Raw genomic sequence first — 17,640 nt, forward strand, 5'->3', positions numbered from 1 at the left:
TGCTGACGTCTCCCGTTCCGTTGACGTCAACATGCTACGTGAACATAGACCAGTTAACAACGGAACAGGACACTAGGCGGCCGCCAGCGCTCAGACGCGCGCGAGCCCGGCCAGATCGATGATATGGATCTGCTTGCCGTGCGGGGCGATCAGTCCGTCGCGCTGGAATTTCGACAGCATCCGGCTGACCGTTTCGAGCTTGATGCCGAGGTAGCAGCCGATCTCCTCGCGCGTCATGCGCAGGTTGAAATCCGCCGACGAATAGCCGCGCGCCTTGAAGCGTTCGGACAGGTTCAGCAGGAACTCCGCGACTCGCTGTTCCGCCGACATCGTGCCAAGCAGCATCATCAGGCCCGACTCGCGCACGATCTCGCCGCTCATCATCTTGTGGAGATGGTGCTGCATCGACTTCACCTTGGCGCAAACCTTCTCCAGCTGGCCGAACGGGATGATGCAGACCGTGCTGTCCTCCAGCGCGATCGCATCGCCGTTGTGACGCCCGCTGCACACGCCGTCGAGACCGAGCGTTTCCCCGACGATCTGGAATCCGGTCACTTGCTCCTGGCCGTCGCGATGCATGACGATCGTCTTGAATGAGCCGGTGCGGACCGAATAGAGGCTCTGGAACGTATCGTGCGCGCGGAACAGCGACTCGCCCCGCTTGACCGAGCGGGTCGTGCAGACGACCTCGTCGAGGATGGCCAGGTCTGCATCGTCGAGTTCCGCCGGCATGCACGCCGAACGGACCGAGCAGGTCGAGCAATGCGCGCCGGGGTGCTTCAATCGCTCGTCCCGATCGACGGGATGAAGTGCGAGCGTCATCCCGTACGCGACGGCGGGACGGGCATTTTCGTGGGCTTGGGCGGTCGGCATGATCTGCTCCTCGTCACTCGGTCGGGTGCGGCGCCACTGCATGGATGGTGCGTCATGCAGTGGCGCGGTCGATCTGGCCGAAAAATTCGTTCCTGGTCATTTGCAGGCCGTGCACAGCTCGGAATCTGGCGATCCAGTCTGCGCGACGGCCGCGATCCGGTACGCGGAACAACAGTGCTGCGCCATTGTCGCGCGACGCTGGCGACGGCATGATCGGCGCCCGGACCTCCCTATGAATCAGTATGGTTCGCGCGCGGCCAGACCGAAATCGGCAGGGATGGAAAGTCACGTAGGGTTTGGAGAACGGCTGTAGGAGGATGCTGACAACGGCTGCGGCGGTTGAAAACCCTCGTTGGCGTCGCCCGGGTGCTCCAGCGTGGGTAAGCGCCTGCCGTCGGCTGTCAGATGCCGTCCTGGTCGTCGAACCGCGAGTGCTGCATCGCATGACGCTCGAGCGCCGCATCGTGCGGCATGGCGCCGTCCCGGATCAGAAAGGCTGCCGCTGCCATCGATGCGATGCCGCCGCCGACCAGATAGAACCGGCTGCTGTCCCGATCGATGCCGGCCGCGCGTCGGCGAGCGGCTCGATCCGAATCCTGTGTGCTGCGTTGCATGGAAAAGCCCTTGGGAAGATTGGTTGAAACCTCTGTCGACGTTCGAGGAGGCCGTAGCGCGAAGCTGCAATTCGCAAGCGTGCGAGGCCCTGTAATGCGGGTACGGCGCCGGATGGGCTTGATGTGAGTCAAGGTGCTCGGTTGCCCGAGGGGCGAGATTGAGTATGGGCGTGGCCAGGACGAAGCACGGCCGCACGACTGCGATCCGAGGAGAATCGACGATGGGAAACGACTTTCGACAGGGGGCGCGAGCAGAAGAGTCGCCGCGCGTATTGGGCGGCGACGACGTCGGCCTTCGGCAGTATGTGCGGCGCATCTACAACTATATGGCCGGGGGTCTGGCGCTGACGGGTGCCGTTGCGTACCTCGGCGCGTCAACCGGGTTTTACCGGTCGATCGCCGGAACACCCCTCTTCTGGGTGCTGCTGCTCGCACCGCTGGCGCTGGTCATGCTTCTGAGCTTCCGCATCGAGCACATCAGCTTCGGCGCGGCGCAGATCAGTTTCTGGGCCTACGCCGCGCTGGTCGGGCTCTCCCTTTCCGGCATCTTCCTTGTGTATACGGGCGAGAGCATTGCGCGCGTTTTCTTCATCAGCGCGGCCACGTTCGGTGCAACGAGCCTCTACGGCTACACGACACGGGCCGATCTCTCGCGCTTCGGCTCCTTTCTGTTCATGGGACTGATCGGCATCATCATCGCGGGGGTCGTGAATCTCTTCCTGGTTTCGTCGGCGCTGCAGTTTGTCGTTTCCGTGATCGGCGTGCTCGTGTTCACGGGACTCACCGCGTACGACACGCAACGCATCAAGCGCATCTACATAGCGGACGAAGAATACGAGATCGCCGGCAAGAAGGCGATCCTGGGGGCGCTTGCGCTCTATCTCGACTTTCTCAACCTCTTCCTGATGCTGATGCGGCTCTTTGGTAACCGCCGCAGCTAGGCGAGCGGTGGCGGCCAGGGGCAGGGGGCCGTACGGCAAGCACCGGCGGGATCACCGCCGGAGCAAACAGGCGCCGGGATGAATCTGGCCCGGCCACCCGACACCGGTCGCACATTACGTCGGTTTGGTTTGAACGTTGACGCCGCCCAACGCCTCGAGCGCGGCGAGTCGGGCATTGACCAGCTCTGCATGCAGCTTGATCGCCCGGATCAGAAATTGAACATCCTCATTTTCGCTTTTCGAAGCAAGGTCATCAAATTCGGCCCATAGCTCATTTATCCGTTCGGTGCGCATGGCGACCTCCTTTGGCGTGTATAGATGACGTTGTACGGCAGGCTGGAATACCCTTGACGCCGTATGAACAGCATCGGCACGTGCCCGTCTTGCGTGCTGATCTGGATCAAGGGGGCGCCACTTCGGGGTGTCGCTCGATATTCGGCACCGGATTCGACGGACCCTTGCCTCGCCCTAGGAGCGCGTGTCGCGGCGCTCGGTCCGTGCCGCCGGACTTTGTACGGCAGCGTGCAGACGAGACGCATTCCCGATCCCATGCTTTAAAACAAATCAGTGCCAGTAAATCGCCCGTCATCGCGGGTTGGTTCGCTTACCGAATGAATGAGTGTCTGCCATGATCAAAATGGTGATTTCCGATGCGCATGCCGTCATGCGGGCAGGTGTGCGTAGCGTCCTCGCGGAGGTTGACGACGTCGAGGTCGCCGGTGAAGCCACAGATGGCGCCGGCACGCTCGAACTCGTGAGCGCTGTGAAGCCGCGCGTGTTGTCGCTCGGATTGGCGATGTCCGGTATTCACGGGGTTGAACTCATCAGGAAAATCAAGAAAGAGCATCAGGAGGTTCGGGTGCTCGTTCTGACCGCGCAGTCCGAACAGACCCATGCGGTGCGGGCGTTCAGGGCCGGGGCTTCGGGATATCTTTCGAAGACTTGCTCGCGGTCGGACCTGATCGACGCGGTTCGAAAGCTAGCCGACGGTGGGGTATACGTGAGCACGATGGTGGGCGATCTGCTGGCGCAAGTCACCAACGGCGACAGTGAGGCGCTCGCACATCATCGCCTGACCGCGCGGGAGTTCGAGATCCTGGTCGGCCTGGCATCAGGACAATCGATTTCGCAGATGGCCGGAAGCCTGGACCTCAGCATCAAGACAGTCAGCACATACAAGTCGCGCATTCTGGAAAAACTGGACCTGAATAACGAATCAGACATGGTTCGCTTTGCGCTACGCCACCAGTTGCTGGATCTTGGTGTTGACGGAAGCCGTTAAAAGGACCGGGAATCGTCCGCGTGGAAGCGCATCGCTCGCTAACGTCGAGATGCGTAGCCGCCATGCGATGCACGATCGTTCTTGAGTTCGATAATGGCGATGGGAGTGCGGTGAGGGGGGCGAAGGTCATGCGGTTTCACAGGGCCACGGAGGAAGTGTAGCGGTCGACTCATCCCGGACGCTGCGTCAAGCTTTTCTTCCGCAACAGCTGGCGGCAGTCCGTCGTTGAACTGATGGGGCCGTATCCAGTTGTACCGATTTCAGGAGTAGTACGTCGACGAGAATTCGACTGCAGTAAACCGCAGCGATAATGACCGGCTGCCGTCCGGGTAAATTGTGGCGCAAAATTTGCGCACGGGTCCCCGCCCTGAAAGAAGCCGAGAGCGACTCGGCATCTATCTGTCTGGAATCAAGGTGATGTTCCTGATCGCCCGGAGTGATAGGATGACAAAATATGAATGAAGGGCCATCATGGACGATCTCATATTCAGTACAACAACACATTGCGCACGCATTCGTGTAATGGAATCTGCTCACGGTACGTTCCGGGGATATGTGTATCTGCGCCGCGCCGCTGAAGGGCCGAACGATGATTCCCCATACCAGACTGATACTGACAGAGAGCAGTACGATCTCGCGCTGGAAGACGCCAAGATCCTCGCGCAACGTCTGCTTCGCGAACTCGAGTCCTAAGCGCAACGCCTCGCGTCGCCGGAGCATGTGGTAGACGCTGCATCACGAGTGACGTGTGTCTGGTCAGCAATCCATCATCGAGAATCATTTTCTGGCGGCATTGCCGGAAGCAGATCCCGTGCAAATTTCGCACGCGCCCTGAAAGACGAGTTCCGCCAAGGCGCGTCGATGCAGCGACTGTTGTTGCGCTACATCCAGGCGCTCATCACTCAAATGGCACAGACTGTTGATTTGCACCGAATCCTGACCCTCCATGGGTCAAGATTTGGTACAAATCAACAGTCATAGATCTCCGGGAATCCATCGACAAGAACCGCAACAGGCGGGCTGCCGCTCACGGCGAACCTCGGGGCCGTGACAGACTCTTGTCCTGACGTTTGGACCTCGAGCAGTCTTCGGTTGCCTGGCGCGAACGCGCAGTTTCCGCATAAGGTGTACGCAATGGATCAGCCGGGATCTTACTTTTGGAACCAGCCTTCTGCTGCACTCCAGGCCGATTTAGCATCATCGGGTGAGGGCTTGAGCCAGTCGGAAGCACGCCAAAGGGCAGTGCGCTTCGGCCCCAATACACTGCGCTCGCGCGGTGAACGATCCCTGTTGCTACAGTATCTGAATCACTTCAGGAATCCCCTCGTGATGATCCTGCTCGCCGCCAGCGCCGTGTCGGCGCTGACTGGCGAGGTCACCGGATTCGTGGTCATTTGGGTCATCGTTCTTGTCAGCGTGACCCTGGATTTCGTTCAGGAGTATCGGGCCGGTCAGGCTGCGGAACAGCTCAAACAAACGGTTGCCGTTCGCGCAACGGTGATACGCGATGGACATCCACAGGACGTGCCGATCGCCACGCTGGTTCCTGGCGATGTGGTTCTGCTCACCGCTGGCGACCTCATGCCAGCCGATTGCCGCTTGATCGAGGCTAAGGATTTCTTTGTCAACCAGGCGTTGCTGACAGGCGAATCTTACCCAGTTGAGAAACATGCAGCCGACCTCGCTGAGCCGACGGGCGACCTCAGTCAGGCCGAAAACGCCGTCTTCATGGGAACGTCCGCCATAAGCGGGATGGCAAGGGCGATGGTGTGCCAGATTGGTTCGGATACCGCCGTTGGCAGCATCGCCGATTCGCTGGTGGAAAAGGCTCCGCCCACGGCTTTTGAGCTGGGTACGCATAGTTTTGGCATGCTGATCATGCGCCTGACCGTGCTGCTGGTGCTTTTTGTGTTTCTGGTCAATGCGCTCTTCCATCGCCCCTTCCTGGAGTCGTTTCTGTTCGCTATCGCGCTTGCGGTCGGGCTGACGCCGGAACTCCTGCCGATGGTGGTTACAGTAACGCTCTCGCGTGGCGCACTGCGCATGGCCCGGCAGCATGTCATCGTAAAGCAGCTCGCTGCGATTCATAACCTCGGCAGCATGGACGTGCTGTGCACCGACAAGACCGGCACGCTGACCGAGGCACGCATCCATTTGGAACGGCATCTGGATGTGCAAGGGCGAGACAGCGCGCAGGTGCTGCAGTTGGCTTACCTCAATAGCTATTTTGAAACCGGCCTCAAAAGCCCCCTGGACGCCGCCATCCTTGAGCACACCGAGATCGAGGTCGGTCATTGGCGCAAGATCGACGAAGTGCCGTTCGATTTCGAGCGCAGGCGTGTGTCGGTGTTGCTCGATGATGCCCAGCAGCGGTTACTGGTGGTAAAGGGCGCGCCGGAGGATATTCTCAGACTGTCCACACAATACGCGCGTGGGGAAGCACTGGGGACGCAACCTCTGGATGAAGGCACGCTGGCGACCATCCAGGCATTGCACGACAGCCTTGAGCGAGAAGGCTTCAAAGTGCTTGGCATCGCGTGGCGTTCGGTCGCGTCGGACTGCTTGCACGCGGGTCTGAGTGACGAAACCGAGCTGATCTTCGCCGGCTTTGCGGCCTTCCTCGATCCCCCCAAGCCCAGCGCGTCCAAGGCGCTCAAGGAGTTGGCGGAAATCGGCGTGGACGTCAAGATCGTCACCGGTGACAGTGAGCTGGTCACCCGACACGTGTTTACACAACTTGGCGTACCAGTCACGGGGGTACTCACCGGCAACGAAATGCAGCAAATGGACGATACCGCGCTAGCGGTGCAGATCAAGAAGGCCAACCTGCTTTGCCGCGTCACGCCCGCGCAGAAAAACCGCGTCATCCTGAACCTGAAAGCCCAAGGACATACCGTCGGTTATCTTGGCGACGGGATCAATGACGCACCCTCGCTTCATTCCGCGGATATCGGTATTTCGGTCGATAGCGCGGTAGACGTGGCCAAGGCGGCGGCAGCGATGATCTTGCTGCGGCAAGACTTGAACGTATTGCGTGCTGGCGTCCTGGAGGGCCGACGGACCTTCGCCAACATCATGAAGTACATCATGATGGGAACGAGCTCGAATTTCGGAAACATGTTCAGCATGGCGGGCGCAACGATGTTTCTCGCCTTTTTGCCGATGCTGCCGGCGCAGATTCTCCTCAACAATCTGCTTTACGATGTTTCGGAATTGCCTATTCCGATGGATAACGTAGACGACGATTTTCTTGCTCATCCCAAGCATTGGGATACGAAGTTCATTCGAAATTTCATGTGGGTGGTCGGGCCAGTGAGCTCGGTCTTCGATTTCTTGATGTTCTTCATCATGCTGAAGGTGTTCAATGCGGGCGAGGCACTATTTCACACGGGCTGGTTCATTGAATCGATTGCCACTCAGGTACTGGTGATATTTATCATTCGAACGCAGGGCAGTCCGTTCAAGAGTCGGCCAAGCCGTGTGTTGACAATTACCTCGCTCGCGGTCGTGCTGATCGCCGGCGCATTGCCCTTCATGCCGGTTGCAGCGCTTCTCGGCTTCGTCGCACCCCCACCGCAGTTCTTCCTGATTCTACTGGCAATGCTGCTCTGCTATTTGGTCGCGGTGGAATGGATTAAACAATTGTTTTACCGATTTTTTGCGGCGCATTGATCCGGCGCAACACGACTGCGGCCACTGGTTTTCCGATAGCCGGGGCCGTCGACATGCTGTCGCACTTCTATGCTGCTGTCTTGAGCGTCGGCACCGAAGTCGAATCGGTCACGTCGTGCCCGGCAATTGCCAATGCCAGAACCGGGTTCAGGCTGTCCACCATCGAACTCGGAATCAGAATCGACCGAGCGCCGTTCATCGTGACGGGCGACGTGCAAAGGTAAAAAGCCGGCGTTTCGGCCGGCTTCCCGTTCCGCCTTGCTGGGGCGGCTCCCCGTTCTGTTTGAGCGCGAGGAGGTTGACTACGGAAACGCTACAGGGTCGATAGAAAACCCATGCCGAGACGTTTCCTTGCGTCGGAAATATATCGTCTGGGCGTGACGGCTTTCCACAAAAGGGGATACCGCTTTTTTCGCTGCGGACTCACGACCGGCATGCCGTCGTCGGTTGCGCGCGCTTCAGCCTGTTCTTGTTGGTTGTCCTTGAGATTTTTTTCTCGCTTCGGGTGATCTTTCATCAAACGGCTCCGTCAGGGAATCGCGTTGCGTCATGGTTCAGGCTTGTACTGCTTGAGTCGAATCAATCCGTGCAGGCGATATGGGGCAAAACGGGGGCGAAACGGCGGCGCAACGGCCTACGTCCATCACGACGTCCCCCTCGTCATGAAGTCCACGGTCCATCGCCAATCTGCGCGTGAACTACCACCATGCGTCTGCCCGCTTCGGCAGTCGGTACGCTGCCGTACATGGCCGATGGCGTATACAGGCCAGGCGTGCGGGATCGCGTCCCTCGCACCTCAAGCGCGATCAAACGCGCCGCGCAGACTGTTCTTCAGCGTACAGATTCGTCGAGCCCTGCCATGCATGATGACTTTCGTTGCATTTTCCGTCAGGAGCGCGTCATGAAATATCCGGTCTATATCACGCGGCGCGGGAATCCTCGCTATCACGGCGCGCTTCCGGATTTTCCGGAAATCGATGTGGAGGGTGACTCGTATGACGAGTTGCTGGTGGCTGCGGCGCGACAGGTCAGGGCCTACTGTGACCGTTCCGAGCGTCTTGTACCGCCGCCGACCACGGATATGTCGATATTGCAGGCGTCGGATATCGACGTGGGTGATGGAATCTGGCGGTTCTTCGATATCGACCTGACCGGCATGACCTCGAGTTCCGTGAGGATCGAGCTGTGCCTCCCGAAATGCATTGTGCGCGACATCGACCTGAAGGCGAGCGCGCTGCACACGACTCGCGATGCATTCGTGTCGATGGCGTGTGCGAATGCCACCGACCGATCTGCACCGCACGTCGCGGTGCGTTTCGAACCCGACGTGAAATCGCTGTCGGAAGCGGTTTGACGGTGCGACGCTTCGGGCGTGAAGCCTGGGCGGATGGAGTGGTCATTCGGGAGAAGGGGCCTTGAAGATTCCCGTTGCGTGTGTTTCGCGACGCCGGACATCGCCATGGAGCAATGCACGGCCGATTCGCGAGGAGTTCCTCGGCGATGAACGGCTGGCGCAGCATGCGGGAATTCTGGCGCGTGCGCAGAAGGTCGTTCCCGGGGCGGCCTCTGGCCCGTCTCTGGCGACGCGGCTGAAGGACAACGCGGATCATCTGCTGAAGGCGTACCGGAACACCGTGGCCGCAGACGCGCGCGGCGAAGAAATCACGCCGGCAGCGGAGTGGCTGCTCGACAACTACTATCTCGTCGCGGAGCAGGTGCGGCAGATCCGCGACGATCTTTCCCCGCGCTATTACCGGCAACTGCCCAAGCTCGGCAACGGGCCGTTTGCCGGTTATCCGCGCGTGTTCGAGATCAACTGGTCATTCGTCGCCCACACAGACAGCCGTTTCGATCCCGATATGCTATGCCGGTTCATGCTTGCCTATCAGGCCGTGGAACCGCTGACGATCGGCGAACTGTGGGCGGTGGCGATCACGTTGCGGATCGTGCTGATCGAAAACCTGCGGCGACTCGCAGATCAGATCATCGACGACCGGCGCGCGCGGCTCGACGCCGACGCACTTGCGGATCGCCTGCTGGGCGAACGCGGGCATGCGCGGGTGGAGGCCGAGCCGCTCGTCACCCGTTACGAACAGGCCGTATTGCACGATGCGTTCGCGGTGCAGCTGATTCAGCGGCTGCACGATCCCGATCCGGCCGTCGCGCCGGCACTGGCGTGGCTGCATCGGCACCTGGCGGCACGCGGCGCGACGCCGGATCAGATCGTCGCCTCCGTCAACCATCAGCAGGGCGCAGCCAGTCTGACCGTGCGCAACGTGATCACCAGCATGCGGCTGATTTCGGAAGTGGACTGGACCGTTTTGTTCGAGCGCATCAGTCTGGTCGATCAAGTGCTGCGTAATCACCCGGGCTTCGCGGAGATGGATTTCCCCACGCGTAACCTGTATCGAGACGAGGTTGAAGTGCTTGCCCGTGGCGCGCCCGTCAGCGAACTCGAGATTGCCCGCCGCGTCGTCGCCGATGCGGCGGCGCAGGGGACGCGCGGCACGCTGGCCGCCGGTGCCGTGCCGGGTCGCGAGACGGATCCGGGTTACTACCTGCTGGCGGACGGCCGCGCCGCATTCGAGGCGGAGATCGGCTATCGGCCGCCCGTTGCGTTATGGTTGCGACGCCTGACGCGCCGCGCCGGTCTCGCCGGCTATCTCGGTCGTATCGGGCTAATTGCGGCCCTGCTGCTGGCGGCCATGCTGGCGTGGCTGACTCGCATCGAGCCGCCCGGTCACTGGCTGATCTGGCTCGGCGTCGCCGGCCTGCTACCCGCGCTGGATGCCGCGGTCGCGCTCGTCAATCGCAGCGTGATGCGCGATGTCGGCGCGAAGATCCTGCCCGGCCTCGCGTTGCTTGACGGCATTCCGCCGGACCTGCGCACCCTGGTCGCGGTGCCGGTGCTGCTGACGACGAAAGCGGCGCTCGCCGAGCAGATCGAGCAACTGGAAATTCATCACCTGGCGAGCCCCGATGGCACGCTTTACTTCGCACTGCTCTCCGACTGGGTGGATGCGCCCACCCCGCACACCGACAGCGATGACGGGCTGCTGGCATTCGCGGTGGCGGGTATCGACCGGTTGAATGGCCTTTATCCGGCGGCGCCGGGGGAGAGCGAACGCTTTCTGCTGCTGCACCGCAAGCGCGTGTGGAACGACGGCGAACGCTGCTGGATGGGCTGGGAGCGCAAGCGCGGAAAGCTGCACGAGCTGAACCGGTTGCTGCGCGGGGCGTCGGACACGACGTTCGTCGCGCCGGGAGGCCAACCGCCGCGCGTGCCGCCTGACGTGCGCTACGTGATCACGCTCGATGCCGATACGCGGCTGCTGCGCGATACCGTGCGGCGCCTGGTCGGCAAGATGGCGCACCCGCTCAACCGGCCGGTATTCGACCCGGCGAGCCGGTGCATCGTCGAAGGCTACGGTGTGCTTCAGCCGCGCGTTGCGTCGTCCCTCGCGAACGGCGACGAGGGGTCGCTTTTTCAGCGCGTGTCGTCGAGCGCGCACGGCATCGATCCTTACGTGTCGGCCGTGTCGGACATTTATCAGGACCTGTTCGACGAAGGCTCCTATGCGGGTAAGGGCATCTACGACGTCGATGCGTTCGAGGCGGTGCTCGCCGGCCGTGTGCCGGAGAACACGGTGCTCAGTCACGATCTGTTCGAAGGCATTTTCGCGCGGGCCGGGCTGGCGTCGGATGTCGAGGTCGTCGAAGCGTCGCCGTCGCGCTACGACGTCGCGGCGGGACGCCTGCACCGATGGGCGCGCGGCGATTGGCAACTCCTGCCATGGTTGATCTTCGGCCACGAACCGCTGACGGCGGTCGGCCGCTGGAAGATGCTGGACAACCTGCGCCGCACGCTCACGGCGCCTGCCATGCTGATCGCGCTACTGGCCGGATGGATGCAGCCGCTCCCCGTATCGCTCGGCTGGAGTGCCTTCGTGCTGGTGACGATCGCGCTGCCGTTCCTGTTGCCCGTAATGAGCGGACTGGTGCCGCGCTGGCGGCGCACGCACGTGAAGATGACCACGCGCAGCGTGCTCCATGCGTGGTCGACGGAGCTGCAGTTCGCGCTGACGCGGTTCGGCCTGTCGATCGTCATGCTGCCGCAGCAGGCGTGGTCGATGGGCGACGCGATCGCGCGCACGCTGTTTCGCTTGGGGATCAGCCATCGCCATCTGCTCGAGTGGACCACGGCGGCCGAAGCCGGCGCGCGCGACCGCCGGACCCTGGCGTCCACCTATCTGCAGATGCGTGGCGGCTTGATGCTCGCGCTGCTTGGCGCGGCAGCCAGTCTGATGGTGGGCTGGCGCGTCGATCATCATGCGGGCTGGCTGACCGCCCCGTTCGCGCTAGTCTGGCTCGCGGCGCCCGCGATCGCCTACTGGTTGAGCCGCGCACCGCGGCCGGCGGGCGAGTTGGCGGTGACGCCGCACGATGCGCGTCAACTGCGGCGCGACGCGCGCCGGACCTGGCGTTATTTCGAGACATTCGTGACGGCCGACGATCAGATGCTGCCGCTGGACAATTTCCAGGAGAACCCGAAGCCCGTTTGTGCGCACCGGACTTCGCCCACCAATATCGGGCTGTACCTGTTGTCCGTCGTCAGCGCCCGCGAGTTCGGCTGGCTTGGCACGCTGGATGCGGTGTCGCGTCTGGAGGCGACGCTCGCGACGATGCGGCTGATGTCGCGCTATCGTGGCCATTTCTACAACTGGTACGACACGCGCGACCTGCGGCCTCTCGAGCCGCGCTATGTGTCGACGGTCGACAGCGGTAATCTCGCCGGGCACCTGATCGCGCTCGGCAACGGTTGCCGGGCGTGGGCGAATCAGCCCGCTGGCGTGGGACGGCAGGCCGCGCATGAAGGGATCGGCGATACGCTGGCGCTGTTGCGCAAGGCCGTGTGCCGGGATGGCGACGCCCGCACGACCTTGCACGGCGAATTCGAGCGGGCCGCGACCGAACTGGAGGACATGCTCGCCGCGACGGAATGGAACGCGATCACGATCCTCGCTGCGACAGTCGCCGATGTCGCGCGCGCGCTGATGGACGAGATCGGCCGGGTGCGAGGCGGCGACGTCGACGACGTGTTGTTCTGGGCGCAGGCGCTGGAGCACGTGGTGCAAGGGCATTGCCGTGATGCGACGCGCACGCCGGACGAGGCGGACGTGCTGAACAAGCGTCTTCAGGCGCTGGCCGATACTGCGTTGCAGATGGCCTATGCAATGGAGTTCGGCTTTTTGCTCGACCCGGTGCGCAACCTGCTGTCGATCGGCTACGCGGTGGCCGATGGACGGCTCGATCCGGGCAACTACGATCTGCTGGCGTCGGAGGCTCGCCTGGCGAGTTTCGTCGCGATCGCGAAGGGCGATGTTCCGGCGCGCCACTGGTTCCGGCTAGGCCGCCTGGCGACGCCGATCGGGCACGGCGCGGCGTTGATCTCATGGTCGGGATCGATGTTCGAATACCTGATGCCGTCGCTCGTGATGCGCGCGCCGGACAGCAGCCTGCTTGCACGCACCAATCACCTGGTGGTGCGACAGCAGATCGCCTATGGTGACGGGCTGCGCCTGCCGTGGGGCATGTCCGAGTCGGCATACAACACGCGCGACATCGAGCTGACCTATCAGTATTCGAGCTTCGGCGTGCCGGAGCTGGGGCTCAAGCGCGATCTCGACCAGAATCTGGTGGTCGCGCCCTATGCGACCGCGCTCGCGGCGATGGTCGCGCCGCATGCCGCCGCGTGCAACTTCGAACGGCTGCGTACGGCCGGCGCGTGCGGGCGCTTCGGCTTCTACGAAGCGCTCGACTATACGCCCGCGCGCGTGCCGGAAGGCATGCCGGTTGCCATCGTGCAGGCGTTCATGGCGCATCACCAGGGCATGTCGATCGTGTCGATCGCCAATGCGTTGCTGGGCGGGCGCATTCGCACCTTCTTCCATGCGGAACCGGCCGTTCGAGCCACCGAGCTGCTGTTGCAGGAGCGGGTGCCGGGCCGGGTCGCGGCAGGGAGGCCGCGGGTCGACACGCGCCCCGCCGGCAGGATGCATGGGATCGATGCCGGCGTCGCGCGGCGCCTGCTGTCCGCGAACGATCCCACCCCCGTCACGCATCTGCTGTCCAACGGCCGTTACGCCGTGATGCTCACGGCCGCGGGGTCCGGCTACAGCCGTCGCGACGATCTGGCCGTTACGCGCTGGCGGGAGGACGCGACGCGCGACGATTGGGGCAGCTATCTGTATCTGCGAGACGCCGAGAACGGCGACGTCTGGTCGGCCACGTGGCAGCCCACTGGCGTGGTACCGGACAGCTACGACGTGACGTTCACCGAGGATCGCGCCGAGTTCGTGCGTCGCGACGGCACCTTGACGACGTCGCTCGAGGTGGTGGTATCAGCCGAGGACGATGCAGAGGTGCGCCGGGTGTCGGTGGCCAACACGGGCACCCGGCCGCGCGTGATCGAATTCACGTCGTACGCGGAAATCGTGCTCGCGCCAGCCGCCGCCGATCACGCGCATCCCGCATTCTCGAAGCTGTTCATCGAGACCGAGTACATGCCGGCGTCCGGCGCCATTCTGGCGACGCGCCGCAAGCGCGCGCCGAACGAGGCGGAGGTGTGGGCCGCTCATCTGGCGGTGACCTCCGGCGAAACCGTCGGCGCGGAAGAATTCGATACCGATCGATTGCGTGTCATCGGACGCGGACGCAGCGTTCGCTTGCCGCTTGCGCTGACCGAACGGCGTGCGCTGAGTGCTTCCGAAGGCGCGGTGCTGGACGCGGCGTTCACGTTGCGGCGGCAGCTGCGGATCGAGCCGGGCGCGAAGGCGAGCATCGTCTACTGGACCATCGTCGCGGATTCGCGCGCGCAGTTGCTCGATCTGGTCGACAAGCATCGCGACGGTGAATCGTTCGCGCGTGCGGCGATGCTCGCGTGGACCCAGGCGCAGGTGCAACTGCGGCACAGCGCGGTGAGCCTCGACGAGGCCGCGTTGTTCCAGCAGCTGGCCGGATACATGCTCTACAGCGATGCGTCGATGCGGCCGGGCTCCGCCGCACTGCTGCGCCATGCCGCGGCGATATCGGCGGCGGGTGGCGTGGGCGCGTCGCCGTTATGGACGCATGGCGTATCGGGGGATCTGCCGATACTGCTTGTCCGGATCGACGACATCGAGCACATCGCCATGGTGCGGCAGTTGATTCGCGCGCACGAGTACTGGCGAATGAAGCGGCTCGAGGTCGATCTGGTCATTATCAACGAGCGCGCGGCGTCGTATGTGCAGGATTTGCAGGCGGCGCTCGAAGGGCTGGTGCGACCCCGGCAGCCGCCGGGCGAAGCCGGGCGCGGCAATATTTTCGTCCTGCGCGAGGACCTGATGGCGGTGGCGGCGCGCGCACTGTTTCCGGCCGTTGCGCGGGCCGTGCTCGCCGCGCGCAACGGCCGGCTGGTGGACCAGTTGCGGCGCCTCGCGGCTTCGCCGCTGCCCGCGCGCCCGGATGCCGCGAGCCCGCCGTTGCCACCGCCCGCGATTTCTCCACCGAAGGGCGCACAGGCCGGCGCCGGTCTCGAATACTTCAACGGCATCGGCGGTTTCGCGCGCGGCGGCCGCGAATACGTCGTGATCCTGCAGCCCGGTCAATGCACGCCGATGCCGTGGGTCAACGTCGTCGCGAATCCATCGTGCGGCTTCCTGACATCGGCGGAGGGGGGCGGCTATACCTGGGTGACGAACAGCCGCGAGCATCCGCTGACGCCGTGGTCGAACGACCCGGTCACCGATCCGCCGAGCGAAGTGTTCTACATCCGCGACGACGAGACTGGCGTGCGCTGGGGGCCGCAGGCGGGTTCCATCGGCGACGACGCGCCGAGCGCGAGCGCTTTCGTGGCGAGTCATGGCCAGGGCTACAGCCGGTTTGCGCATTCCGCCGCCGATGTCGCCGTCGAGTTGCTGCAGTTCGTGCCGCTGGACGATCCTGTCAAGATTTCCCGCCTGAGCCTGCGCAACCTGTCGGACCGGCCCCGCCGGCTGTCCGTCGCAATCTATGCGGAGTGGGCGATGGGTGCGTCGCGCAGCGCCTCGGCGCCGCACACCGCGAGCGAGATCGATCCGCCCACCGGCGCGCTGTTTGCCCGCAACGACTGGAGCCAGGTGTATCGCGGCAGAGTGGCGTTCGCCGATCTATGCGGCCTGCAAACCTCGTGGAGCGCCGACCGGCGCGAGTTCATCGGCCGTAATGGCGTCCTGAGCGATCCCGCCGGTTTTCCGGGCAGGGCAGGCGCGTCGCCGTTGTCGGGCCGCGTCGGCGCCGGGCTCGACCCGTGTGCCGCGTTGCAGACCACGGTCGATCTCGACCCCGGCGGCAGCGTCGAAATCGTCTTGCTGCTCGGCGAAGGCGCCGACGCGGCAACGGCGCGTCAGTTGATCGCGCATTACCGTCAGGCGAATTTCGACGCGATATTCGCCGCCGTGACGGCGTTCTGGGACGAGACGCTCGGCGCCGTTCAGGTCGAAACGCCTGATCGTGCGATGGATCTGATGCTGAATCGCTGGCTGCTGTACCAGACGCTGTCGTGCCGGATCTGGGCGCGTGCGGGCTTCTATCAGGCGAGCGGCGCGTACGGTTTTCGCGATCAGCTGCAGGATGGCATGGCGCTCGCGGTCGCCCGCCCGGCCCTGACGCGCGAGCATCTGCTGCGGGCGGCGGCGCGCCAGTTTCCCGAGGGCGACATGCAGCACTGGTGGCTGCCCGAAAGCGGCAGCGGCGTCCGCACGCGGATCTCCGACGACCGGGTCTGGCTCGCCCATGCGGTTGCGTCCTACGTCGACGTCACCGGCGACCGGGCGATTCTCGATGCGTCGATTCCGTTCATCGACGGACGCCCGCTGGCCGCCGACGAGCACGACGCGTTCTTCATCCCGCGCATCTCGGAGACGAGCGCGTCGCTGTTCGAGCATTGCGCGCGCGGATTGGAGTCCAGTCTGGCGCATTTCGGCGAGCATGATCTGCCTCTGATCGGCACGGGCGACTGGAACGACGGCATGAATCGGGTCGGCGAGGCCGGGCGGGGCGAAAGCGTCTGGCTCGGGTGGTTCCTGCATGCGACGCTCACGGCGTTCGCCCCGCTCGCCACGGCGCGCGGCTCGGGCGAACTGGCGGCGCGCTGGCTGACGCGCGCCGACGCGTTGCGCGACGCACTCGCCGATGCGGGGTGGGATGGCGCGTGGTATCGGCGCGGCTACTTCGACGACGGCACGCCGCTCGGCTCGGCCGGCAACGCCGAATGTTCGATCGACTCGATCGCACAGTCGTGGAGCGTGCTGTCGGGCGCGGCGGACCCGGCGCGCGCCGCGCAGGCGATGGGCGCGCTGGACGCGCGACTGATCCGCCGCGACGATGGCCTGGCGTTGCTGTTCGCGCCGCCGTTCGATCGTTCGCCGGTCGATCCCGGCTATCTCAAGGGCTATCCGCCGGGCATCCGGGAAAACGGCGGCCAGTACACGCATGCGGCCACGTGGTCGGTGCTCGCGTTCGCGCAAATGAGCGACGGCGATCGTGCCGCGAATCTGTTCGCACTGCTCAATCCGATCAATCGCAGTCGCACGCGCAGCGGCGCGAATCGCTATCGGGTGGAACCATACGTGGTTGCGGCCGACGTCTATTCGGTCGCGCCGCATGTCGGCCGGGGCGGGTGGACCTGGTATACCGGCTCGGCGGGCTGGCTGTATCGCGCGGGCGTCGAAGGCCTGCTCGGCCTGCGCAAGCATGGCGACGTGCTGTCCATTCAACCGTGCATCCCGCGGTCCTGGCCGGGCTTCAGGGCCACGCTGCGCCACGGGGCGGCGCACTACGACGTCGTGGTCGAGAATCCCGACGCCGTCAGCAGCGGCGTGTCCAGCCTCGTCGCGGATGGTGTGCGGCTCGCCGCCGGCGAAGTGGCGGTACGACTCGTGGACGACGGCCGGCGCCACCGCGTGGTCGTGACGCTGGGGGCGGCGCAAGCGGTGCTTCTGTGAGGTGACAGGTCGGCATCCGCGCCGGTACGTTAGCGGACGGACTGCGCGCGATGTACCGCCCATCATGAACCGACGTCCCGAATTTCATCGGGATGTCAGCGCATGGGTTTGCGTGCGTCGTGCCGGATCGGACGGCGCGGCGGCAACCCGAGGGGATGATCATGAGAAAGCTACATTCCGTGGCAGTCGAGATGGCGATAGTCACGTTGACGATTGTCGTGCTGGCGGGTTGCGGC

General features: G+C 63.8%; 11 protein-coding genes and 1 pseudogene. 8 read left to right on the top strand and 4 right to left on the bottom strand.

Annotation, left to right across the window (positions count from 1 at the left end; genetic code table 11):
- Positions 1–90: 90 nt before the first annotated feature.
- Together BTE28158_RS11575 and BTE28158_RS32450 are read right to left on the bottom strand one after the other, a co-directional pair.
- Positions 91–873, bottom strand: a complete 783-nt coding sequence (locus tag BTE28158_RS11575; RefSeq protein ID WP_151048755.1) for a helix-turn-helix domain-containing protein — start codon at positions 871–873, stop codon at positions 91–93.
- Between the two features lie 401 nt (positions 874–1,274).
- Positions 1,275–1,619 (bottom strand): oleate hydratase, encoded by a 345-nt coding sequence (locus BTE28158_RS32450; protein WP_239007257.1) that lies wholly within the window; start codon positions 1,617–1,619, stop codon positions 1,275–1,277.
- 89 nt (positions 1,620–1,708) lie between these two features.
- On the opposite strand from BTE28158_RS32450, the gene BTE28158_RS11585 reads away from it, so the two are divergent.
- Positions 1,709–2,428, top strand: coding sequence for a Bax inhibitor-1/YccA family protein (locus BTE28158_RS11585; protein WP_151048754.1), 720 nt, complete (start codon positions 1,709–1,711; stop codon positions 2,426–2,428).
- Between the two features lie 114 nt (positions 2,429–2,542).
- On the opposite strand, the gene BTE28158_RS11590 is transcribed toward BTE28158_RS11585, so the two are convergent.
- Complete coding sequence (locus tag BTE28158_RS11590) at positions 2,543–2,722, bottom strand: hypothetical protein (protein ID WP_059599499.1); 180 nt, start codon at positions 2,720–2,722, stop codon at positions 2,543–2,545.
- A 334-nt stretch (positions 2,723–3,056) separates the two neighbouring features.
- Here BTE28158_RS11590 and BTE28158_RS11595 point away from each other — a divergent pair, with 334 nt between their 5' ends.
- The 5 genes and pseudogenes from BTE28158_RS11595 to BTE28158_RS33090 all read left to right on the top strand — a co-directional run bounded on the left by BTE28158_RS11595 (position 3,057) and on the right by BTE28158_RS33090 (position 7,606).
- Positions 3,057–3,710 carry a response regulator gene (locus BTE28158_RS11595; protein ID WP_124904851.1) on the top strand — a complete coding sequence of 218 codons (654 nt, stop codon included), beginning with the start codon at positions 3,057–3,059 and terminating at the stop codon, positions 3,708–3,710.
- Between the two features lie 471 nt (positions 3,711–4,181).
- The gene (locus BTE28158_RS11600; protein WP_059599497.1) at positions 4,182–4,403 is read left to right on the top strand and encodes a hypothetical protein; all 222 of its coding nucleotides are present in this window, start codon (positions 4,182–4,184) and stop codon (positions 4,401–4,403) included.
- A 129-nt stretch (positions 4,404–4,532) separates the two neighbouring features.
- A pseudogene (locus BTE28158_RS33085) lies at positions 4,533–4,643 on the top strand (Crp/Fnr family transcriptional regulator); the annotation flags it as partial.
- A gap of 201 nt (positions 4,644–4,844) precedes the next feature.
- Positions 4,845–7,382: a magnesium-translocating P-type ATPase gene (gene mgtA, locus BTE28158_RS11605; RefSeq protein WP_151048753.1), complete on the top strand. Its 2,538-nt coding sequence runs from the start codon at positions 4,845–4,847 to the stop codon at positions 7,380–7,382.
- A 53-nt stretch (positions 7,383–7,435) separates the two neighbouring features.
- The gene (locus tag BTE28158_RS33090) at positions 7,436–7,606 is read left to right on the top strand and encodes a hypothetical protein (RefSeq protein WP_170296417.1); all 171 of its coding nucleotides are present in this window, start codon (positions 7,436–7,438) and stop codon (positions 7,604–7,606) included.
- 89 nt (positions 7,607–7,695) lie between these two features.
- Here the strand turns inward: BTE28158_RS33090 and BTE28158_RS11615 are convergent, their stop codons facing one another.
- The gene (locus BTE28158_RS11615; RefSeq protein WP_151048752.1) at positions 7,696–7,899 is read right to left on the bottom strand and encodes a hypothetical protein; all 204 of its coding nucleotides are present in this window, start codon (positions 7,897–7,899) and stop codon (positions 7,696–7,698) included.
- 384 nt (positions 7,900–8,283) lie between these two features.
- Here BTE28158_RS11615 and BTE28158_RS11620 point away from each other — a divergent pair, with 384 nt between their 5' ends.
- A complete protein-coding gene (locus BTE28158_RS11620; RefSeq protein WP_151048751.1) occupies positions 8,284–8,736 on the top strand; it encodes a type II toxin-antitoxin system HicB family antitoxin in 453 nt (150 codons plus the stop codon).
- A gap of 61 nt (positions 8,737–8,797) precedes the next feature.
- Complete coding sequence (locus BTE28158_RS11625; RefSeq protein ID WP_151048750.1) at positions 8,798–17,404, top strand: glycoside hydrolase family 94 protein; 8,607 nt, start codon at positions 8,798–8,800, stop codon at positions 17,402–17,404.
- Positions 17,405–17,640: the final 236 nt, after the last annotated feature.

This window comes from Burkholderia diffusa (genome assembly GCF_902499115.1).
Classification (GTDB): domain Bacteria; phylum Pseudomonadota; class Gammaproteobacteria; order Burkholderiales; family Burkholderiaceae; genus Burkholderia; species Burkholderia diffusa.